The organism is Akkermansia muciniphila (assembly GCF_040616545.1).
Lineage (GTDB): Bacteria > Verrucomicrobiota > Verrucomicrobiia > Verrucomicrobiales > Akkermansiaceae > Akkermansia > Akkermansia muciniphila_E.
Map to the genome: position 1 here is coordinate 3,017,407 of NZ_CP156688.1, position 22,685 is coordinate 3,040,091.

The 22,685-nt window shown below is 51.7% G+C and carries 13 protein-coding genes; 8 read left to right on the forward strand and 5 right to left on the reverse strand.

Going from position 1 to position 22,685, the window contains the following annotated elements; genetic code table 11:
- The first annotated feature begins 23 nt into the window (after nt 1-23).
- Nucleotides 24-455, forward strand: coding sequence for a hypothetical protein (locus ABGM91_RS12235; RefSeq protein WP_354832708.1), 432 nt, complete (start codon nt 24-26; stop codon nt 453-455).
- 201 nt (nt 456-656) lie between these two features.
- Here ABGM91_RS12235 and ABGM91_RS12240 read toward each other — a convergent pair whose 3' ends face one another.
- From ABGM91_RS12240 to ABGM91_RS12250, 3 genes are all read right to left on the reverse strand, one after another.
- On the reverse strand, nt 657-2,864 hold the full coding sequence (locus tag ABGM91_RS12240; RefSeq protein WP_354832710.1) for an alpha-1,2-fucosyltransferase: 2,208 nt from the start codon (nt 2,862-2,864) through the stop codon (nt 657-659).
- Nucleotides 2,865-2,929: 65 nt separating this feature from the next.
- A complete protein-coding gene (locus ABGM91_RS12245) occupies nt 2,930-3,976 on the reverse strand; it encodes a glycosyltransferase (RefSeq protein WP_215428454.1) in 1,047 nt (348 codons plus the stop codon).
- A gap of 672 nt (nt 3,977-4,648) precedes the next feature.
- Nucleotides 4,649-5,266, reverse strand: coding sequence for a hypothetical protein (locus tag ABGM91_RS12250; protein ID WP_354832712.1), 618 nt, complete (start codon nt 5,264-5,266; stop codon nt 4,649-4,651).
- A 136-nt stretch (nt 5,267-5,402) separates the two neighbouring features.
- Here ABGM91_RS12250 and ABGM91_RS12255 point away from each other — a divergent pair, with 136 nt between their 5' ends.
- From ABGM91_RS12255 to ABGM91_RS12285, 7 genes are all read left to right on the forward strand, one after another.
- Nucleotides 5,403-10,382, forward strand: coding sequence for an RHS repeat-associated core domain-containing protein (locus ABGM91_RS12255; RefSeq protein ID WP_354832714.1), 4,980 nt, complete (start codon nt 5,403-5,405; stop codon nt 10,380-10,382).
- A gap of 13 nt (nt 10,383-10,395) precedes the next feature.
- On the forward strand, nt 10,396-10,836 hold the full coding sequence (locus ABGM91_RS12260; RefSeq protein ID WP_354832716.1) for a hypothetical protein: 441 nt from the start codon (nt 10,396-10,398) through the stop codon (nt 10,834-10,836).
- Between the two features lie 303 nt (nt 10,837-11,139).
- Nucleotides 11,140-11,553, forward strand: coding sequence for a hypothetical protein (locus ABGM91_RS12265; RefSeq protein ID WP_354832718.1), 414 nt, complete (start codon nt 11,140-11,142; stop codon nt 11,551-11,553).
- A gap of 200 nt (nt 11,554-11,753) precedes the next feature.
- Nucleotides 11,754-12,266 (forward strand): hypothetical protein, encoded by a 513-nt coding sequence (locus ABGM91_RS12270; protein ID WP_354832720.1) that lies wholly within the window; start codon nt 11,754-11,756, stop codon nt 12,264-12,266.
- 343 nt (nt 12,267-12,609) lie between these two features.
- Complete coding sequence (locus ABGM91_RS12275) at nt 12,610-13,212, forward strand: hypothetical protein (protein WP_354832722.1); 603 nt, start codon at nt 12,610-12,612, stop codon at nt 13,210-13,212.
- 761 nt (nt 13,213-13,973) lie between these two features.
- A complete protein-coding gene (locus ABGM91_RS12280) occupies nt 13,974-14,498 on the forward strand; it encodes an ankyrin repeat domain-containing protein (RefSeq protein WP_354832724.1) in 525 nt (174 codons plus the stop codon).
- Between the two features lie 146 nt (nt 14,499-14,644).
- Nucleotides 14,645-15,736, forward strand: coding sequence for a formylglycine-generating enzyme family protein (locus ABGM91_RS12285; protein ID WP_354832726.1), 1,092 nt, complete (start codon nt 14,645-14,647; stop codon nt 15,734-15,736).
- A gap of 430 nt (nt 15,737-16,166) precedes the next feature.
- On the opposite strand, the gene ABGM91_RS12290 is transcribed toward ABGM91_RS12285, so the two are convergent.
- Together ABGM91_RS12290 and uvrA are read right to left on the reverse strand one after the other, a co-directional pair.
- Nucleotides 16,167-16,676 carry an N-acetyltransferase family protein gene (locus ABGM91_RS12290; RefSeq protein WP_354834873.1) on the reverse strand — a complete coding sequence of 170 codons (510 nt, stop codon included), beginning with the start codon at nt 16,674-16,676 and terminating at the stop codon, nt 16,167-16,169.
- 338 nt (nt 16,677-17,014) lie between these two features.
- Nucleotides 17,015-22,540, reverse strand: coding sequence for an excinuclease ABC subunit UvrA (gene uvrA, locus ABGM91_RS12295; protein WP_354832728.1), 5,526 nt, complete (start codon nt 22,538-22,540; stop codon nt 17,015-17,017).
- Between the last annotated feature and the right edge of the window lie 145 nt (nt 22,541-22,685).

Sequence of the window (22,685 nt, forward strand, 5' to 3'; positions counted from 1 at the left end):
TCCGGTCTCTGTTTGGTGCGCTCATGCTGGTAGAACAAATTGTGGCGCGCCACCCGGATCTTGAGGTCTCCATGGCTGTTGGCAGCCTCCAGAGCTATATCAGTAGGCAACCGGTAATCTGCAAAAACCCGGGCTACCCTGGAACGCCGCGCGGCAGGAATGACAAGGGCATGCGTTCCCCATACGTAGGAGGTATTGGAATCCGTCTCTCCCGTTTTGAAATCTTCAAACAAGATTTCATCAGAGTCAGCGGGGGCTCCTTCCGGGGACCAGGCCGCATGATGGAACAGCCGGAAAATATCCGTCTCCGGATGTTCCATCATTTCCTTTCCGAGAGCTGTTTCCAAACGGGAAGAAGCTACCATCGGCACGGCATCACTTTCACCGAAAATAATGAGATCGTTTCCGGCATACCTCCTGTCCTCCAGAAGGCGTATGAAAGATGCCCTCAGTGAACGGACGTGCGAACGTTCCGCAGATGCAGGGGACCTTCCCAAGTAGGAGGAGCTTTCCTCTTCCCGGCTGTCCCTGAGGGCGGAAAGATCCCAGGTGGAGGGATAGAGCTCCAGCTCATACCCCAGCCGGTGCAATTCGGAAGCACCCTCCGCCTTTTCTCCGGGCGATACAATCAAAACACATTTCATAAGATGCGCCTGTTAAAGTTTAATCCATTGCGGGCAGAAGATGTCCTGCTCATCCTCAATTTTTCCGGCAAACCATTGTTTTTGAATAAAAACCCTCTGCTGCCCTCCCAGCCAGGCCCCCCACCAGGAAAAGGAGGAACAGGAAAGGATGAGTTCCTGCATGGACGTCAACTCCCGGAGGGCGTCCAGCGTCCCATGCGCATCCATGATTATTTCAAAACGTTTTGCTTCCGGAACCCTCTCCATTAATTTCCGGGCCAAATCCGGAGAATCCGAAAAGATGACCAGCTTCCTGATGTTGCCGGAAAGCCTGCGTAAGGCTTCATCAAGGAAAGGAACATCCGGCGTGCGGTACATGTCTGCATGGCCAAGATAGTCCCCCATCCTTATATGGACGCCCGCGGAGCCCTCCTGAACAGGAGAAATGAGAGGAGCAAACAGAGAACGGACTTCTTCCGCAACATCATTAAAATACCGCTCGCTCTGGAAATATCCTCTCAGGGCGCCACGGCGAACCGTGTGCGGAATGGGGCGATAGGAAAATGCGGGTTCCCTGTATGTCACGGGATCAGTATACCCGCCGTCCGGACACAGGGAGCAAGCCTCCCCCAAATAAGCCATCAATTCCCAGGTTTCAGAACCGTGCCTCCAGGGGATACGGCATTCCACCCCTGTCCGGAGGGCATGCGCATAAGCGGCAGCTATCTGGAACAGATGGTTGCCCGTACGCGATCCGGGCATGAACTGCGTAGTGACGTAATCAGGAGATACGGGCACAGAGGTACGACGCATGGATAAAAGCGCACCGGAAGCGGCTCCTTCCGGTTTTACGGCATCCAGGCAGACGGTGCCCAGCAGGTCAAAGGGATGTTCATCCCTGTCAGCACGTCTTTCCAGGCATTGAAGATGCAAATGGCGGGAAATACCCGGAGCGTGCTGGGAAACCTGGAATCCCAACTCCTCCAGAACATAACTCAGAAAATCGGCAGACCACAGGGATTGTTGCCTGTAAACTTCCATAAATGTACATAAATCATTCCCCGGAACCGGATTTCCCTTCCCCCGGTCCTTCATGTACTGCCTGAACGCGGGCGTCATCATCCCGCACATCAGGCGCACGTCCCGAAAACTCAGACGTAAAATTCCCCCGGGTTTCAGAGAACGGAAGGCCTCCGTGAAAAACCGGCAGGCCTGTGCAGCCGTTACCGAGCCAATGACGTGTTCCAGATAAAAGGCATCCACGGAACCGTCCTTCCACGGGAGCGGCCTGGTGATGTCATAATTGGGGGCGTCCAGATTCAACCAGCCATTCAATCTCCGGGTGCCGCATCCCAAGTGAATGTACAGGAGGGGGGACTGGTCCATGATTTCCACATTGCCGGAAGAAAGACGGCGTTCAGCCCATAACCGGGCCAGGGACGGCATGTCCGGCCTCTGGCATATCTCCGTTTCCGATCCGATGTACCGCTCTCCTTCCAAAAGGAGCTGCTCCATAGGCCACATCTGCCATTTCAGCGTCAGTTCCCCTTTGGAGCCGATGCTCCACCAGCCATAGCAGGAAGTATCCCTCCTTCTGAATGCCCCATTGGAGTAAAACAGCATCTCCCCTTTCCAGTGAAGATGTGCAACATCACACACGGTGGAGGGAATTCTGTAATTGAAAGAATAAATGGCTTGCATGATGGTGGGAGAGCACCAGTGAGCCGTTACCATGTCGTTATTCATTTCCGGATAATAAACATTGGACATGTAAAGCCGTTTGGTGGACTTCAGCCTGCCCCCCAGCTTGCCTACCAGTTCACCTACAATCACATCCTCCGCCCCGCATTCCGCAAAACCCGGCGCATCCACCAGCTTTTCCACCATGCTGCGCTTCAGCAGGTAACCAGCCCCTCCGCTGGGCGAGTTGCGAAAGGAAACCAGAGCATCCCCGATCAGATCGTAGTCTTCATCGATTAACGATGCCAACCGGCTCAGTTCCAAATATGTGTCGTCATCACATTTGAAGAGCCAGTCGAATTCGTAGTGCTCCAGCGCATGACGAAAGAAGGATTTCACCTTTCCGGGCAGTTCGTTGTAGCCATCAGCCGCGTCAAGCCCCACCGTGTCCCCTTCCTCCCCCTCCGGGGCCCGGTTATCACCCACAAAGAACACGCATTCGATGCCGTCCGCAGGATGGGAGAGCCACGTAGTGCGCACTGCCTCACGCTTATCAACCATTCCATGGCACGAGCAGATGCCTACGATTATGTTTGTTTTCTTTTTCATGGTTTTTCCCTCCATTTCTAGCCCGGCAATTTTTCCACCGCTTCAAAGACTTCCTCCCAGCTGGCGACAGACGCTTCCAGGCCACCAAGCTCCAGCCCCCGTTCCCGAGCGGCATGGGCCATGTCCGACCTCAGGCCGGGCTCGTAGGCCATTTTACTGGCGTAGTAGATGAAGTCCCTTTCATGGTCGCACAGCCACCCGGTTTTGCCGTGCTCCACCATCTGCCTCCAGCCTCCACGGTTATCCACCACCAGTACGCTTCCGCTGGCCATGGATTCAAAGCCTACACGCGGCCAGTTTTCCGTCGTGTCCGTCGGCTGAAGTACGATCTGGCAATGCTTGTAGAAGTCCTGCTGGCTTACCTCTCTCTGATCGCGGGCCGTGCGTATCCAGCCGTAGGGCTCTCCGATCTTCTCCCGGCTTCTCTGGTCAAAACCCAGAAAGAGGCCGCGCTTAAAGACGGGGGCTACGAAATACTCATAGATGTGGAGCGTATTGGCCGCAAATTTGTCCGCATCCTGGCGCGAGATACGCCCGCAGCCGAAGTATTCCTGCGTCCTCTCCTCAATAAAGGGGAAGGATTCGTTATGAAAATAGGGCTTGAAAGTCATAAAAACGATGGAAGGATCGTCATTGCAGCGCTTGAGCAGGGGCATGTTTTTCTGCCTGACTTCCTCATTCTGGTAAAGGAACATGGCAATGAGCCCCTGCTTCATGAGTTCCTTTTCCTTGTTAAAGAGCCAGGTCATGCAGTTGACAAAGATGGTGCGTTTGGTGCGCCGGCGAATGGCGGGCATGTTTTCCAGGAATTCCCCGTTACAGAACCCGATGATAGCATCCCCTTCCTGCAGAACGGTCCAGTCGTTGGGGGCGTGGATATGGACGCCCAGACGGATCATTTCCAGATAAAGGGCTTCATTTTCAAATCCGCCGTTGGTGGGGATGATGTGGACGTCAATGCCCATGTGGAGCCAGACCATGATCTGGTGGTGGAGTTCGGTTCCCGCTCCTCCGTAAAGGCTGGGGAACCCGTTGACATAGATCTTTTTCAAGGTGGTACTCATGGAATAATGGAGTTAAAGGTTGAACGAATTCATTGATGGACGCTAGCACGCTGCCTTTTAAGCTGGCAATGGGTAAATTTTGAAAATATGGCAAAGAAATACGTGCCACCGGAGAGCAATATCCCCTCTTTTTCCACGTTGCCATCCGCCTCCAAAACGCATCAAACATCATAACGTTCGCGGCGTGTTTACACTGGTAGTTTTTGTTTCATGGTAGGGGCAACCATTGAACCAACACCATTTCATTACCATGAACAACACTTTCAACATCGGTGCCATGGACACCGTCTACCCCTTCATTCCCATGTACCCCAACGGACAGCCCCAGGGCAACTTCCTGGTCAACGGCCTCACCGCTCCCGTGCTCGTCCCCAAACGGACCGCTTCCTCCCCCACCCGCCACGAATGGTTCGGATACCTCAAGGTCATGGCTCCCTCCACCTGTTTTCTCCACCTTCATGCCCGCTCATCCATTTCCCTTTCCATCCCCGCCAAGGAGCTGGAACTTGCCACGGAGGCCGGCTCTTCCACGCCTCTCTGCCGCCAGCTTCATTTCGAACAGGGCTATTACTGGTGCCACATCGTCCATCAATACCAGCCTTCCTTGGGGTCGGAAGAGGAGTTCTGCATTGCCTTAATGTGCGACAAGCAAGGAGAGCCCGACCTGGATTATTACCTTTCAGAGGAGACGATGCCTCCCGGCAAGCAAGGAGAGACGGTGCTGACGCTGGTCAACCTGTACCAGGAAGAGGAGGAAGGGGACTCGTCTAGCAGTTCCTCGGCAGGGGGGGGAGATTCCTTTGAGTTTGACCCCAAGTCAAGCAGCAGTTCGAGTTCTTCTTCCAGCAGCAGTTCGTCTTCCTCCTCGTCGAGTTCATCCAGTTTTTCCGGCAGCAGTCCCTCTACAGATTCGTCTTCATCCAGTTCCAGCTCGCCTTTATCCAGCAGCTCCAGTTCTTCCTCATCTTCCTCCAGCAGCTGGTCGTCTTCCAGTTTCCACAGCAGTTCCTTGGTGCCCGAGACTCCAACGTCCTCCAGCAGCGCTCCGTCTTCCAGCTCTTCCTCGAGCAGCTCCAGCAGTTCTTCTTCCAGTTCGTCGTCCTCCAGCAGTTCGAGTTCCTCCAGTAGCTCCAGCTCTTCCTCGTCAAGCAGTTCTTCCTGGTCCTCGTCAAGTTCATCGAGTTCTTCGAGCTCCACCTCCTCTTCCAGCAGCAGTTCCAGTTCCCTCTCCTCTTCCTCCAGCGAACCGGACTTGGAAGAGGAACCCTGTCCGTGTGAATGTGAATGCAATGAAGAAGGAGACGAAAACTGTGTCCAGACACAGCCCACTCCGGGGGACCCCGAGGGTGAACAGGACTGCCAGGGCAACGCCTGCATCACCCCACCTTCTCCGGGAGGGCCCACTCCTCCGGCTCCCGCCAGGTTCATGAGGGCAGCCCGCGTTGCCGGCTCTGCCAACACGCAAGCACATGCCAGCTTCTCCATGCGCTACAACCACCCCATGGCATGGAGCGCTTCCTTCTCGGCTGACGAGCGCCGCGTCACCGTCAGGCGCCCCTCTGGAAGCCATCTTTACTTCAAGGCCAAAGAGGGGAGCAGCGAGGCTTCTCCCATCGGCTCTTCCAGGAAGGTCAACTACCGCGTGAGACTTCTCCATGAAGATCTCACTCCCAGCACGCAGGGCACTCCTGCTTTCATGGACATGGCCCTTCCCGGCGGCATGGTCCTGCGCTTCTCTTCCTCCACCGGAGAAGTCGTGTCGGTCACTAGCTCCTCGGGCAACGTCATATCCGCCGAGGAGTACTTCAGTAAAGTCCAGGTGGCTTGCAACGAAAATGGCTCTCTTGCCAGTGTTTATTCCCGGGCCCAGGGGTTGATGAGAAGCATTCTTGAAGGCGACAGGCTTACCCTGGAGTGGTTTGCTCCCAATAACGCCGCCCCGGACGGGGAAGGAGAGTTCACCGTTACCGGAGAGCCCTACAAGACGGCCGTCTATGAAACCTCCCTTGAAAATGGAATTAAGGTCACCCATATCACCAACCGGCGCGCCGGCCAGGAGCCGCATTTCATCGAACGCCGCGAGGAAGGCAACAAGGTGACCGTCATCAAGGGGGAGGGAGACGAGCGGATTGTCCGAACCATTGAACGCAATGCATTGCCCGGCTCCAAGTGGGAGCGTCTTGAAACCCTTCAGGGCATCAATGATGAAACGCCCGCCTCCTGTACCCGGACAGTGAAGAAGTATACCGACGGCGGCTGGCTGACCATCAGCAACACCGAGGGATACAACACGCCTCTGGCCCGGACCACCCTCTATACCTATAACGACCAGTTCCGGGTGTCCCTGGAGATCAAGCCCGACGGCGGGTACACGCGCTACGAATATGATGACCGGGGCCGGGTGGTGCTCTCCGCTGCTCCCTGGGCCGGAGGCGGGGAGAGAGGGACGCGCACCACTTACGCCGACCTGCGCTTCAATGACTTCAGACCCGCCACGGAAACCGAATTAATTATTGCTGAGGATGGGAAGGAAACGGAACTTGGCAAGCGCACTTACACGTATGAGGACAGCCCGCAAGTCAGCCGCACGGCCGTGACGGAAACCGCACTGGGCTCCGACCAGGTCCATACGAGTGTAGAAGAGACTTATGGGGAAGCTGCCGAATATCCCTACGCCCGGGGCAGGTGGAAGATGAGCCAGGGCATCAATGGCGTCCAGAGGGTTTACACCTATGAAGCAGCCGCGGAATACGGGGCCGTCCACAAGGTGACGGAGACCGTGCAGGCCAACGGAAGCATCGTTCCCGGACAAAGCACCAGGAACGTAGAGTACATTGCTGAAAACGGCACCACCGCCAGGAAAGAACAATACGTTCACACCGGAGAAGGCTGGTCGCTGATTGCCTCGGAGGACTATGAATACGACGATGAGCAGAGGCTCGTCAAGACAACCAGGGGCAACGGCAGAACCAGTACGACGGAATGGATGTGCTGCGGGCCGTTGAGGGAAACTGACGAAGACGGCATCACAACCAGCTACGGCTACAATTCAGCCAAGCAGCTGATGGAAACCATCCGCTCAGCTACCGAGACTACGCCAGAAACAATTACTTCCTACAGCTATGATGCGGCGGGAAGGACGATTGCCACGCGCCGCGACATAGGGGCCATGACCACGGTGGAGAGTACAGAGTACGACGATCTGGGACGAGTAGTTTCCTCTACGGATATACTTGGCAGAGTGACACGAACGGAATGCAGCGAGGACCGCCTTACAACAACCATCACTACTCCTTCGGGAGCCACTCTGGTCACTCAAACCCATTACGACGGCACCGTCGTTCTGAAGGGAGGAACCGGACAGCGGGAAAAAGAAACTCAACTTGAATTGACAGAAGAAGGAATCCTTGCCACTACCCTCTCCGGGGGAGTCGTGTTGTCGCGGACGCTGAAAAACGGCTTCGGTCAAATCATCCAACAGGAACAGCCTAATACGAAGGGGGGACTCATAACAACCAGGAATACCTACAATGAGAAAGGGCTGCTCGTGCGTTCCGAGACGGAGGACTTTCCTCCCACTGTCACAGACTACAACAAACTGGGGCAGACCGTGAGGCAAACCGTCCTGCTGGATGAACTTCATCCCAATGACACTACGAGAAACAGGATGTCGGAGAACTCCACCTGCTACCAGCTCCGGGAGGACGGCGTCTACCAGGTGCAGGCTTCCACGACCTATAATGCCGATGGCCTTCCTCTCATTCAAACCACGGAGAATATGGTTTCTCAGCTTGATTCCCTTCTGGAAAGCAAGTCCATTTCCACGGACATCTACGGTCAGCAGAGCGTACAATGGACGGAGTATACTGCTCCAACCAAGCGCACCCAGTTCAGCCGGATTCCAACTTCGGAGATCACAGCCCAATCAGTCATCGTAGATGGATTTACAACAAACCAGACTGATCACGCCGGAATCCGTTCCTCACAACAGTTCTGCTGTACCTCTACACGGATGATTCTGGAAAAAACCGATGGTCGCGGCAATGTCGCTACTACAGAAACTGACCTTGCCGGACGTACTGTCAAAGTCACCGATCCTGCAGGCAACGTGACCACCACCAGCTACTTGTCCTGCTGTGACGCCGTGGCTTGCATCACCGATGCTTTGGGAGGCACGACCTACTACTCCTATGATATCCGCGGCAGAAAGACGGCCGAGTACGGCACCGCCGTCCAGCCGGCCTGTTTTTCCTATGATGAAGCCGACCGTATGGTTACCTTGACTACCTTCCGGGCTAGCGAAGGAGACATCACCACCGATCCTTCCGGCCGAACCGACGGAGACACCACCACTTGGCTCTACGATCCAGCCACCGGTCTGGAACTGAAAAAAACCTATGCCGACGGGTCCTGTATCTCCAAAACCTATGACGATCTCAATCGTCTGAAGACATTGACCAAAGCACGAGGCGTTGTGACAAAATATACGTATGCTTCCCTCACCGGAGAACTTGTCTCCGTCTTCCACAGTGATGATACGCCAGGATGGGAGTTCACCTACAACCAGCTTGGACAGATGACCTACGTCCGGGACGCCTCCGGCATCAGGGAATTTTCCTATGATGCCTATGGAAGAACGCAACAGGACACTTCCTTTGGAACCGTGGAAAGCAGCCTTCTGGAAGAATACGATGCCTTTGGTCGTTCGGCCGGCTGCCGCCTGATGACCGGCACACGCACCGTGCAACACTCCCATCTTGACTATGACCGGAAAGGTGGCATATTCAGGATGAATCTGGAAGGTCTAAAATCTCCCTTTACTTGGGAATACGATTCAACCAGCGGCCTCCTCAACCATCTCACTTACCCCAACGGCATGGTCCGCCAAAATACCTATCATCCCAGGCTCAACCTCGTAACCGCCATCGGTTACAGGAAAGGAGCGGATGGAGAATCGGCGGCCAGCCATGAATACGGCTACGACGCGCTGATGCGTCCCGTTCAACGCCGGGACTCCTGGGATGGAACCACTCCTGCAACCACCAGAAACTTCACCTGCAACAGCCGCAGCGAGCTGGTCGAAGACCGGGTCAGCCCGGGAGGAAGCTTTATCTATTCCTACGACAATATCGGCAACCGCAGGACTGCCCGGGAACTGGAGGAGGAAGTTTCCTACGATGCCAACGGCCTTAACCAGTACGTGGATATTGCCGGGGGAGAAGAACATTTTAAACCCGTCTACGACGCCGACGGCAACCAGGCCACGATCAGGACCTCAACGGGCATCTGGAAAGTTTCCTACGACGCCAATGACCGCCCCATCGTCTTCACCAGCCAGGATGGCAGAACAACCATCACCTGCGGCTACGACTACCGGGGACGGCGCTTTGAAAAGAAGGTTTCCGTCAATGGAGCAGTATATAGCCACTCCTGGTTCCTGTACCGGGACTATCTGCAGGTAGCCCAACTGGATTTGAATCATCCTGAACCTGTGCTTGTAAAGAGTTATTTGTGGGATCCGACGGAATCCATGACCACGCGCATCTTGATGATGACATGCTGGCAAGAGAACGGAATGAAAGTAAAAGGGCATCTCTACTTCATGCACGATGTCATGAAGAATGTTACTTCCATCTTTGATGGACAACACACGAGAAGAGCTCGCTACGAGTATGCGCCTTTTGGTAGCCTTCTCACCGCAGAAGGAGACATGGCGCAGGAAAACAAGTTCCGCTTCTCCTGCGAGTTCTCGGACGACGAACTAGGGCTGGTTTACTACAACTACCGCCACCTCAATCCCGCAGACGGCAGGTGGATCAATCGCGATCCTATCGTCGAACAGGGTGGATGGAATTTGTACGGGTTTATAAAAAATCATATTCAGAAAAATGTTGATTTTTTAGGAATGGTGAGCTCCTCTCCTTTAGATCCAGCTTTTACTCCTCCTCCCATACCAGATAGAGTTGGCCAGAGCAGAGGCATTAAACTTTCGTATTTTGCTTGTAAAAGAAAGTTAGATAAATTAGGAGATAAAGCTATTAAGGCACTTTTAGCAGGAAAAGTTACACATGTTCCTTCAGATTTTAAACCGAATTCAGAATGTGAAGAATCCTGCCAATGCATCCGTAGTTTAATTATTATTATGCATGGGGAAGAACCCTGGATTAGAAAAAATGATACAAATGTAAGGGCGCATTGGGGAGAAAGGTTCTTAACTGAAAATGCAAATAAGACAGAAATATCCGACATGTTTAAAAAAATTAATTTTTGTTCATCTTGCAAACTTGAAATACGAGCATGTTATTTGGGCTCATCTCCGTATTTAAAAAAACGGCTTGAACAAAATACAGGATGTGAAGTTACTTTATACGAAGGTCAAGTTAAAGCATTTTTCCCATTTCTTTAATTTAAATTTAAAAATGAAAAAATTAATAAGAATTTTTATTTTTGTCATCGCTGGGTTAATTATCCTTACTTGTATTAATTATGGATACACAACATGGAGTATCCATCATTGGAAAAATGTACTAGAACAATCAAGCTTTGAGCAATTAAAAAATGAATATGCAAAATACTATTACCAAGTTGAAGGACCACCTGCAGAACAGTTGCTCATCTACCAACAAAAACAATTACTACCCAATATTTTCTATCATGATCTAATTGTCATGAAAAGCAGCATTTCCGGCATAAAAATATATACCGGCTCTAGACTTAAATCTACTTCACGTGGCACCATGAAGGAAAAATTAAAACTCTACCAGGAAGACGGATTTAAAGAAGGAGAAAATGTTTCTTCCGTTGGTGAAGTATTCTCCTCCAGCCTTAAACTGGCAGGATTTAAAGAATACGGACATTAAAATCATTTGATAAAATTTTTACTTTTAAGTTTATAAAAACAGAAACTGATATAATTTATCAGCATTTAGCGTGCTATCTGACCTGCTCCCTCTTGTAAGCTTGTATGTGACAGGGCCCGAGGATTCAATGAGCACGCGGCATTGCGACAATATATGCCTATGCATCCCTTATCGGAGAACTCGTCTTTGTCTCTCACAATGACGATACGACGGATGGGAGTTTACCTACAACCATCTGGGGCAGATGACCTCCGTCAGGGACGCTCTGGTATCAGGGAATTCTCCTATGACGCTTGCGGCAACATGACCCAGGACGCTTCCTTTGGGCGGGGCCATAGCAATATCTACCATCCCAAGCTCAACCTCGTAACCGCCATCAGTTACAGGAAGGGAGCGGATGGAGAATCGGCGGCCTGCCATGAATACGACTATGATGGTCTGCTGCGTCCCATTCATCGACGAGACTCCTGGGATGTCGCCACTCCTGCCACGCTAAGAGATTTTACCTACAATAGCCGCAGCGAACTGCTGGAAAACCGGATCAGCCGGGGGGGAAGCTTCTGCTACCAATACGACAACATTGGCAACCGCAAGACCGCACAGGAACTCGAAGAAGAAGCAACCTACAAATCCAACTCGCTCAACCAGTATACGGATATTGCCGGGGGAGAAGAACATTTTAAACCCATCTACGACGCCGACGGCAGTGGTAATTAGCTATGGATGTAATACAGCTACTTCTCCGGGTATTGATAAACCCTCATTTGCGAAAGTATGGGAAGGTTTTTTTGGAAGCGTTATGTATGGGGTAAAAGGTAAAACGGATTATACGGATCCTAAAAATCCTCATCTATCTAAAGTGCCGACAAATGCCCCTCCAAAGTGGATTCCAAAAGAACCTCCGTTATAATAATAAAATGCAACAAAAAATTATAGATAAAAAAACCGCAATTATAACGATAAGGATTATGTCAACTATAATTATTTCAATTATTTTATTTATCATTATAGGAATACTATGTACTTCATACTTTATTGACCAATTAAACAACTTTGGACATTTCCCAAAAAAATATTTTGGAGATACATTAAAATATCATGATCATCAACTCACTCAAGAAGGATTTTCGTTTATTGGGAAGACGAAAACACAGGGAATTGCTGGACATTTAGCTGAAGATATATATGTATATAGAAAAAAAGCGCCTTTAGGCTCATATCATTATATTTCTCTATGCAAGAAGAAATCTGAATTAAAAATAAGCTCAGGAAGCCAGTTGCTATCTACTCCTTTCAGTAAATTAATTTTTTCTTTTTATAAGAATTTTGTTCCTAAAGAAGTCCCACCTGTTATTGATGAAAAAGATATAGCTGAAACAAAATTTGAAAAAATTTTGGAAAACGAAGTTTTTTTAATAGAGAAAAAGTAATTATACCTATGAAATAATATGAGATTCATGCCATTTCTGTGTGTATAGACAATGGATGGTACGAAGTTGATATGATAAACGACAATATCAAAAAAGTATCTGAAAACATTTTAACACAACATCCTATTCCTCCACATATTTTCTATAAACAATTGTAGGAATTATCCGACAAAATCCTCAAATATAAAACTCAATTATTTTATCTAAATTTATGATGAACATATTTTCATCCTATATTCATCATAGTTTTCAACAATGGAAACTGACTTAAAATACTTGATGCTAAAAAATTATTGAGTATTTTAATTATCGACAGTGATCATTATCCCACCCCCTCATTGCCATGAATACGACCAAATTACTCCTTATTCCCATAGCGTTAGCTTTATGGCCGGGATGTTTCATCGCAGCTGACGATACCACTCCCCTTGGTCAATGGACAACCTTTGGTGAAGGCGAAGAACGGGAACGTTTTTCCAACTGCTTCGTCATCAGTTATCCAGAAAGTTTTATTATTGATCCTAACAGTGGAATTTCGTTTAGTCGTACTATAGGGAGAGATGCTCCCATTTCGGAAGAAAACTTGCATACCCTTGTATTACACAATGAAAAAAAATCATTAGAAGTCAGGGCTTCAACCTATGGTTTTTTAACCAAGGAGTTTTATACCCCGCGTGGTTTTGAGTCTCCAAGGGAAGTCATACTGACTGACTTTTTCAGGAATGCATTGACCACCAAAATTATCAGAACACAGTATTACGACCTGTTCTACAGCGAAACAGACAAAGAAGTATTCGCACTTTACCTGAATCGAAATAAAGGCTGTAATGCAAATTACCAAACACTCACGTTTTTGTTTAAAAATGGTACCACATTTAAAGACCATGCGAAAATGGTGGAGAAAATTATGAAAAAATTTATCCCAAGTTTCGCACGTCAGGATTAGCTCGTATGATATCGAAAAGTCATTTGCCCTTATAAATAAAAAGGAGAAGAGTAAAAGGAACCTTAGTTATCCCGATTTCCTAACTAACATTTTGATTTTTAAATAATAAAAGCAAAAGTATATCTCCTTCGAAAGTCTGCTCACTGCTGAAGGAGATATGGCTCAAAAAAACGCATCCCACTTCTCCTGCGAGTTCACAGACGACGAATTCGGACCTGCAGTCCACAATTTTAACCAATTTTTGAACAAACAACTCCTGCTGTCCCACTACAGAACTGGAAAGGGAGAATTAATACAACTGGATGCCAAGGATGTTTATGAGAAAAATTTCGGACTTAATCCCAAGGGCGGTTTTTCTGGCGTGCGATGGCATATTGGCAACTCAATATTATGAAGTAGAGGATGCATGATAGTAAGTTCCAATATCTTGAGGGAAGAGCCATACCTAATATTTATAAAATGCATCCAAGTTATGCAATTCCGATACATATTTTTGATCTCAATGATTCATTATTGAAGGCAGACGAATTATCCAAATTTTCTTGTTTTGTTAAATGTAAGTTAAAGAAAGATTCTTCTGTAAAAGCTATTTATAAATCATAAAATCAATATTTATCTTTTTAAAATAAAAAATCTATGTATGATTTTTGTTATTCTTGGCAGGAATTATGCATATTAACGCCAACAAAATAAATTTATCTATTTATTAATATTTAAAATTAAGAAAATCTGAGAAATTATAATTTTTTAAATTGTTTAACATGAAAACTAATATTATATTACCTTCGGTTATTTTGACGTTAAATTTATTATATTCTTGTACCTTCATATCCTCAAAAAAAGAAGAAACAAGGAACTCCTATATTCCTCCTTACTACCTACATTATAATACTCCTGCCTACATTGCAGGAAAAGATATGATTAGAAATTCATTAAAATCATACTGGGATTTATCGTCCAATATGACTCCACAACCAAATCTTAATCCATATGATAAAAAATGGAATGGAAGCGAAACAGCTCTTATGTTAGCGGCAGCTATCGGGGATATTGATACCATGAAGAAATTACTCGAATTTGGTGCTGATATCAATGTTGCTTCAAATGAAATGAAGCTACCCTCTATGACCTTTCCCTACAGAGAAACTGCCTTACATTATGCTGCTCGTACAGGACAAACAGGTGCCTACAATTTTTTGATTAAACAAGGAGCTAACCAGAATTTGAAAAATACTGATGGAATAACAGCCCAGCAATTACTGGAGACTGAAGTAAAAAATAATTAAAAATCAAAAAAAACTTTTATAATAATCAAACAAACGTATTAATATAGAATTTAAATATAATAATTAATATTATAAAGTGACATACAGGATGAAAAAGGAGGTATAGGCCTGCCGCACAGTAACAGGATAAGAATATATACAGGACAATGTCTTCCAAGAAAAGATTTCAGAAAGAACTTATTAAATTTAAAATTATCCTCTCTCTTCGGAAGGAAAACATAATGAAATGGATAAAAAATAATAAGAAAACCAGTTTTTCTATTATAGCATTATTGGCCTTGCTCATCTTTTTCCTTTATCCCGGCAATGATATTACATGCCTGGACATAGTACCCCCTGCGACAGCCAATATTCAATCTACCCAGGCCGGAGATGTGTTAAAAATGGATATTCCCCATTCGGAACGCAAGCTCACCTTGATTTTCATTCCAAAAGGAAGTTACCCAATTACAAAATCTGGCCATCGTGCGGAAATTACTTATCCCTACTGGCTAGGGAAGTACGAAGTCACGCAGGAGGAATGGGAAAAGATGATGGGATGGATACCGATTCCGGAATTGGAAGAAAGATGGACCATCACAACGGGCGCACAGTACCCCATGTGCCAGGTCTCCTATGATGAATGCCTGGATTTTTGTGATCGATTAACCGAGATTGCACGACAACAGGGGATTCTTCCGGAAGGATATTGCTTTTCCCTGCCTACGGAAGCACAGTGGGAATTAGCCTATTCCTGCGGCAAGGAAATCGTTCTTCCCGATAATCTTGAGGAAGTAGCATGGATGAATCCTCACGATGCCAATACAGGGGCCTATCCTGTGGGACAAAAAGAACCCAATGCATGGGGATTTCATGACATGTTGGGCAATGTATGGGAGTTATGTGCGGATTTTTATCATTCTCATCGTTTGCATGGCGGCAATCCCGTCAACTGGAAAACGGATACCGGCAATTTATCCACCGATACTGGTTTATCAGTCACCTCCCTGGGAGGAGGAGTGTTTTCTTTCATACCCGATAATGAGAAAGAGATACCTCGTGAAAGATATCATGCTGATTCAAGAAGAGCCAGTACCGGATTGAGAGTAGCGTTAGTTCCGGTTCAGCAACATCAATTGTTGAAAAAAAGGTTAAAACACTTACATCCTGTTCCGGGTTGGATGATAGATATCAGGGACTCATTCGAGCTGATCTACATGTATATGAAAACATACTGGAAGACTTTAACGAATCTATGATCATTTGAAAAATATTCCTGTTTTTGTTTTGGACTATTCCCAAATGCCGTACCAACTTAAAAGCCAAGCTTGGCGATTGTCGTTTTCAGACGCAGGAAATGCCAGTACATTGTAACACGGATAATGTCCAGTTTGACGGTAGCGTACGAGCCGACTCCTATTTCCCGGCAAATCTGTTTCCATTGAGCTCCGTGAATGCAATGGCTAACGAATTTCTCGTAGTCTTTCACAGTAGCAGCACTCTGGAAGGAAATTAGTCTGCGGTCATCTGAGGCGGTAAGACGGCTACGAAACTAGAGAAATCTTTACGATGCCCACGAGAAGGGCTCTGTCATCCTGTCTTTTCAGAGAGGAATCATCAAAATAGCGTGAGGAGGAGAATTTCCGGAAATTCTCTTCCTCTTATTGCACGTTACATCATCGGCGCTGATCACTTGATTTCCTTCTGCATGTAAACGATGTCAAAGGATCGGCCCAGTTTGAAGCCGATGTTTTTCAGGCGCCCGGCATGGATAAAGCCCTGGCTGGCGTGAAAGGACATGCTTTGTTCATTCTCAGAGGATATTTCCGCAATGATATGGCGGATGCCCTGCTTCACGGCATCCTCTTCCAGACGGCCCAGACACATCCGGCCAATGCCCCGGCCAAGATGGGAGGGAACAATGAAGTAAGTGATGGTGGCCGTTTCCCGGAATGTGGGTACGGGCTTATACGCACTCAGGAAGCAGAAGCCTACTACTTCACCGGCCCGGCAGTCCACCACGGCATACGCCGGATAACCTTTCACGCGTTCCAGAATATGGGGATAAAAGGATTCCGGCAGTTCCGCATCCGAGAAAGCGGCCGTTCCATTCATCACGTAATGGTTGAAGATACGGATGACAGCCTCCCGATGGGAATCTGCCAACGGTTCAAATACTATTTTTTCCACCATATTCATTGCTTGTTGTTTCACCACAGTACAAAGCTTTTATAAAGAATGGGTTTCATGCTTTTATACCTATTCCTGACTGCCTCTCCGGTATTTGCCAGCCACTGCCGCAGGAATAGCAGGGCTGATGCGGAACACAGCCTTGCACTTGCTTTGAGACATATCCAGCAACAATTCCGTTCCATCATTTCCAGAATAGCTGATTTTTCCTTTAAAAGCATTCCGGCCCCCAGTGATAGGGAAACGCCTCTCCGTCTGCTGCCATCGGTTCCTTTTCTTCATAAGAAAGGACCGTTCCGAAAAGCCCGGAACGGTCCTGACAAGAATAAGGTTTTTGGTTGAACAGATTACACGCCGTCCGGTTCCAGCTCCCGGCGGATGTATTCCGCCGTGGGGGAGTCTTTTTTGGCTATCTGTTCCGGCGTTCCTTCCGCCACGATGGTTCCTCCGGCGTCGCCCGGGCCGGGGCCCATGTCAATGACGTAGTCCGCCTCCGCCATGATTTCCGTGTTGTGCTCAATGACGATGACCGTGTTCCCCTGGTCCGCCAGGCGGTGCAGTACGTCAATGAGCAATCTCACGTCCCGCGGATGCAGGCCGATGGAGGGTTCCTCAATGAGGTACAGGTCGCCGGGAAGTTCCTTGCCTTTCATCAGGGCGTTCCGGCTGACGCGCCGTCCCTTGATGAGTTCCGTCACCAGCTTGAGCCGCTGGGCTTCCCCGCCGGAGAGCGTATTGGACGCCTGCCCCAGTGTCAGGTAGCCCAGGCCGGTTTCCGCCAACAGCTTGAGGGGGTCCGAGATGCGGGGCTGGCTTTCAAAGAATTCTGCCGCTTCCGCAAAGTCCATCTGGAGAACGTCCGCAATGGTTTTCCCCTTGTACCTCACGGTCAGGGTGGCGGCGTTGTAACGCTTGCCCCGGCAGGTTTCACACGGCACGTAGCAGGGCGGCAGGAAGTCCATTTCCAGCTTTTGCATGCCCGTTCCCTTGCAGGATTCGCAGTTGCCCTGCCCCGTGTTGAAGGAGAAGCGGCCGCGGTCAAAGCCCAGCCTGCGCGCGTCAGCCGTCTGCGCAAACAGCGTCCGGATGTCGTCCAGAAAGCCCACGTACGTTGCCGGAGTGGAACGGGGCGTCTTGCCGATGGGGCTCTGGTCCACGCCGTACACCATACGAATGGAGTCAAAGCCGGAGGAGGTTTTCCACAGCTTTTTCTGGTCCCTCGTGAGCTTGTCGCCAATGGCCTGGCGCGCCACCAGCCGGATGGTTCCCGTCATCAGGGAGGTTTTTCCCGCGCCGGATACGCCGGTGAGCACCGTGAGCCTCGCCTTGGGAATGGCTACGTTCACGTCCTTCAGGTTGTTCAGGCAGCAGCCTCCCACCCGCAGCCATGCGGAATTCTCCTTTTTGGCGGGAATCCTGCGCCTTTTGCCCCGGTAGGGGTGCTGCGGCTTGTGATGCAGGGCCGCGCCCGTCACGGAGTCCGGCATGGCGGCCAGTTCCTCAAAGGTTCCGCGGGCCACCACCTGGCCGCCGTGAATACCCGCGCCCGGCCCCATGTCCACAATGTGGTCCGCACGCCTCATGGTGTCTTCATCATGTTCCACTACCAGCAGGGTGTTGCCCCGGCGCTTGAGTTCATCCAGCGTGCCGAGCAGCAGTTCATTGTCCTTCGGATGAAGGCCGATGGTGGGTTCATCCAGCACGTAAAGCACGCCGCGCAGGTGGGAGCCCAGCTGGGAGGCCAGGCGGATGCGCTGGGTTTCCCCGCCGGAGAGCGTCGTGGCGCTGCGGTCCAGGGACAGGTACCCCAGCCCCACGCGATGGAGGAAGTTCAGGCGCTGCGTGATTTCCGCCACCACGTCGCGGGCGATGAGGGCTTCTTCCCGCTCAAATTTCCACCCCTTCACCAGTTCCGCCGCAGCCACCGCAGGCAGGGAGGCGATTTCACCGGGGGTTACCCCCTGAAGCCTCACGGCACGCGCAAACTCGTTCAACCGCACGCCCTGGCAGGCGGGGCAGACTTTCACTCCCTTGTCGTCATCCGCCTGGCGGGCCAGGTCCCGGTCATATTTCAGTTCGGCCTCCAGCAGGGATTGCGCCTGGTCTTCCTTCATCTTTCCCTTGCCCACGATGCCGTGCCCGCGGCAAACGGGGCACCACCCGCGCGGGGAGTTGAAGGAGAAGGTGTACGGCTCCAGCTCCGGGAAGGACTGCCCGCAGGAGGCGCAGGCCAGTTTGGTTCCCATCAGCTCCGGCCGGCTGGAACCGGGCGGCAGCACCTGTAAAAATCCTTCACCCATTTCCAGCGCGGCATGTACCGCTCCGGCAAGTTTCTCCGGGGTCCAGGAGGCCTCCGGCCTTGAGACAACCAGGTCCAGGTCATGGCTGGAATAACGGTCCAGCGGCTGAAAGCCGCTCAGGGGGACCAGGGCCCCGTCCACCCACATTTCTTCATATCCCTTTCCTTCCGCCCAGCGGGCCAGGTCCGCGTAGTGCCCCTTGCGCCCACGCACCAGCGGAGCCAGCAGGGCTACGCGGCCATGTTTTTTCAATTCACGCACCACCAGTTCCACCACCTCGGATTCCGACCTTTTACCCACCGGCACGCCGCACTGCGGGCAGTAGGCCTGCCCCAGCTTGGCGTACAGCAGGCGCATGAACTGCCAGATTTCCGTGACGGTGCCCACGGTGGATTTGGTCCCCCCGCGGGACATGTTCTGTTCAATGGCTACGGTGGGGGGCAGGCCGGTAAGGCGGTCAATGTCCGGGCTTTCCAGTTGTTCCGTGAATTGCCGGGCGTACGGGGACATGACGTCCATGAACCGCCGCTGCCCTTCCGCAAAGAAGATGTCAAAGGCCAGGGAGCTTTTCCCGGACCCGGAAAGTCCGGTCAGTACGGTCATTTCCCCGCGCGGCACATCCAGGTCCACGTTTTTCAGGTTGTGGTGGCGCGCGCCGCGCAGGGCCATCACGCCTTCCGGTATGTCCGTGTCTGCGGATTCCTGCGCGGAGGCGTCCGCAGGGTCGTAAACGGAGGGGCGGCCTTCCAGCACGTCCCTGAGGTATTTGCCCGTATATCCCTTCCCCGCGGCCACGATTTCCTCCGGCGTGCCGGCAGCTACCACATGGCCGCCTCCGGCGCCGCCCTCCGGCCCCAGGTCGATCACGTAGTCTGCGGACTTGATGAATTCCGGATTGTGCTCAATGACCAGCAGGGTGTGCCCCTGCTCCACCAGTTCCCGGAACACGGCCAGCAACACTTCAATATCCGCAAAGTGGAGACCGGTTCCCGGTTCGTCCAGAATGAGCATTTTGGGGCTGTTCGCGCCGGAGCCTATCTGGTCCAGCAGGATCTTGGCCAGCTTCAGGCGCTGGTTTTCCCCGCCGGAGAGGGTGTTCAGGGGCTGGCCCAGAGTCAGGTGCCCCAGCCCTACGCGCTGGAGCACGCCCAGCTTGGCAGCAATGCGGGAGGCCTTGGTCCCTTTTTCCCCCTTGAAGTATTCCAGGGAGGACGCCACCGTCATGCCGAGAATATCCGCAATGTTCCTGCCGTCCCGGTGCACGCTCAGCACTTCGCTCCCGTAACGGGAGCCATGGCACAGCGGGCACTGTACAAAAATGTCTGAAAGGAACTGCATCTCCACCTTTTCACTCCCCATGCCCATGCAGCGGGGGCAGCGGCCGTCCCCGCTGTTGAAGGAGAAGAAGCCGGGCTTCATGCCGCGCGCGCGGGCCGTCTCCGTCTCCGCAAAGAGGGAGCGTATTTCTTCAAACACCCCGGCGTACACGGCAGGGGTGGAGCGCGGGGTGCGGACAATGGGGCTCTGGTCCACCATCACCACTTCATCCAGCAGTTCCCAGCCCTTGATGGACTTGACACGGGCAGGCTCTTCCTCACACACGCCGCCTTTTTCCACCAGCGCGTTCAGGTAAAGGACATCGTGCGCCAGGGTGCTCTTTCCGGACCCGCTGACGCCCGTCAGGCAGGTGAACACGCCCAGGGGAATGTCCACGTCCAGCTTGTTCATGTTGTGCCGCGTGGCGCCGGAGACTTTCAGGAACTTGCTGGGCTTGCGCCTTTTTCCGGGCACGGCGATGCGCCGCCTGCCGGAAAGGAAGGCCCCCGTCAGGGATTCCGCCACGTCTCCTATCAGGGCCGGGTCTCCGGAATAAACCAGTTTTCCGCCCTCCCGGCCGGAGCCGGGCCCCATGTCCACCAGGCTGTCCGCCGCGCGCATCACCGCTTCCTCATGCTCCACCACCACCAGCGTATTGCCGCGCTTTTTAAGGCGGTTCATGGCGGAAATCAGGCGGGAGGTATCGCGCGGATGAAGGCCTACGGTGGGTTCGTCCAGCACAAACAGGGTATCCGTCAGGGAAGCGCCCAGGCAGGTCGTCAGGCTTACGCGTTCAATTTCCCCGCCGGAAAGGGAGCGCGTGGAACGGTCAGACGTCAGGTAGCCCAGCCCCACTTCATTGAGGTATTCCAGACGGCTTCTCAATTCCGCCACGGCATGCTTCAACCCGGCATCCTCATGCGCGCACGGCATTACATACTTGTCCACCCAGGCCAGGAGTTGATCCATGGGCATGCTGGAGAGCTCCGGCATGCTTTTGCCGCCCACCTTGAACTGGAGGGCCTCCGGCCTCAGGCGCAAGCCATGGCAGGAGGGGCATTCCTGGTACGTGCGGAAACGGCTCAGGTACACGCGCACATGCATCTTGTGCGTGCGGCTTTCCAGATACTTGAAAAAGCCCACAATGCCATACCACAAGCCCTTTTCATACATTTCATCCGGGTTTTCCCCGTCCCCGTGCATCAGCCAGTCCCGTTCCCACTGCTTCAGGTCCTTCCACGGCACGTCCAGCCGGACCTTCCGGGAATTATTTCGCCAGCCGCGCATCAGGTCCTTCTTGCATTCGGAAAATACTTTGCTCTCCCCTTCAAAAATATGGATGGCCCCGTCATTGACGCTGAGTTCCGGCTTGATGCACCGGGAGTAGTCAATGGTGATGACGCGGCCGTAGCCGCGGCATTCCGGGCACGCGCCCAGCGGAGAATTGAAGGAGAACAGTCCGGGCCTGGGCTCCATCAGCGGATACCAGTCACCGCGGAACTTCATGGCGGGCAGCCAGATTCCGTCCACGCGGGGAATCACATGAGCCACACCGCCGCCCAGGCGCATGGCCGTTTCCAGCGCTTCCAGCCTGCGTTCCCGCTGGTCTTCCGCCAGTTTCACGCGGTCCTGGATGACCAGCAAGGGTTCGCCTTCTTCCAGTGCCCATTCTTCATCTTCCAGCCGGAGAGACTCCCCATGCGCAAAGGCGCGCAAGTAGCCCTGGGCCACCAGATTCCTTTTCAGCGTGGGGAGGTCCACGGACTCCGGCCGCGCCACCTCCAGGCAAATCATCAATTCCGTCCCGGCGGGAAATTCCGCATGCAGCTTTTCATCAATGGAGCCTGGCGTCTCCGGCCTGATCTCCCGCCCGGTTTCCGGGTCCATGCCCACGGCCAACCGGGCGAAAACGAATTTCCAGTAATCATTCAGCCCCGTCATGGTCCCCACCGTGGAGCGTGAAGTCCGGACGGAGTTGCGCTGGTGCAGGGCAATCGCCGGAAGAATGTTCTCCACGGCGTCCACGTCCGGCTTGTCCATGCGGTCCATGAACTGGCGCACGTAAGGGGAAAAGGTTTCCATGTAACGCCTCTGCCCCTCCGCATACAGCGTATGCATCGCCAAACTTGTTTTTCCCGAGCCGGAAGGTCCGGTCACCACCGTCAAGCGCCCCAGGGGAATATCCACATCCACATTCTGCAAATTATGCTCACGGGCGCCGCGGATGCGGATGCGCCCATCCTCACAATGACTCATGGGGTGAGTATATCATCAATTTGGAATCATTCCAAGAGAAGCGCCTGTCATGAATGGCTCTCGCCTTCCACCCGGCGGCTCTCTTCTGTTCATGGAGTAACCGCCTGCATAAACTGTCATTACCGCCTCCTGACCATGATTCCAA

What these genes read in the sequence shown, in the direction of transcription:
- ABGM91_RS12280 (WP_354832724.1), top strand. Translation starts at nt 13,974, where the DNA reads ATGAAAACTAATATTATATTACCTTCGGTTATTTTGACGTTAAATTTA.
- ABGM91_RS12235 (WP_354832708.1), top strand. Translation starts at nt 24, where the DNA reads ATGCTGGTAGAACAAATTGTGGCGCGCCACCCGGATCTTGAGGTCTCC.
- ABGM91_RS12265 (WP_354832718.1), top strand. Translation starts at nt 11,140, where the DNA reads ATGACCCAGGACGCTTCCTTTGGGCGGGGCCATAGCAATATCTACCAT.
- ABGM91_RS12285 (WP_354832726.1), top strand. Translation starts at nt 14,645, where the DNA reads ATGTCTTCCAAGAAAAGATTTCAGAAAGAACTTATTAAATTTAAAATT.
- uvrA (WP_354832728.1), bottom strand. Translation starts at nt 22,540, where the DNA reads ATGAGTCATTGTGAGGATGGGCGCATCCGCATCCGCGGCGCCCGTGAG.
- ABGM91_RS12245 (WP_215428454.1), bottom strand. Translation starts at nt 3,976, where the DNA reads ATGAGTACCACCTTGAAAAAGATCTATGTCAACGGGTTCCCCAGCCTT.
- ABGM91_RS12260 (WP_354832716.1), top strand. Translation starts at nt 10,396, where the DNA reads ATGAAAAAATTAATAAGAATTTTTATTTTTGTCATCGCTGGGTTAATT.
- ABGM91_RS12275 (WP_354832722.1), top strand. Translation starts at nt 12,610, where the DNA reads ATGAATACGACCAAATTACTCCTTATTCCCATAGCGTTAGCTTTATGG.
- ABGM91_RS12255 (WP_354832714.1), top strand. Translation starts at nt 5,403, where the DNA reads ATGAGGGCAGCCCGCGTTGCCGGCTCTGCCAACACGCAAGCACATGCC.
- ABGM91_RS12290 (WP_354834873.1), bottom strand. Translation starts at nt 16,676, where the DNA reads ATGAATATGGTGGAAAAAATAGTATTTGAACCGTTGGCAGATTCCCAT.
- ABGM91_RS12270 (WP_354832720.1), top strand. Translation starts at nt 11,754, where the DNA reads ATGCAACAAAAAATTATAGATAAAAAAACCGCAATTATAACGATAAGG.
- ABGM91_RS12240 (WP_354832710.1), bottom strand. Translation starts at nt 2,864, where the DNA reads ATGGTTGATAAGCGTGAGGCAGTGCGCACTACGTGGCTCTCCCATCCT.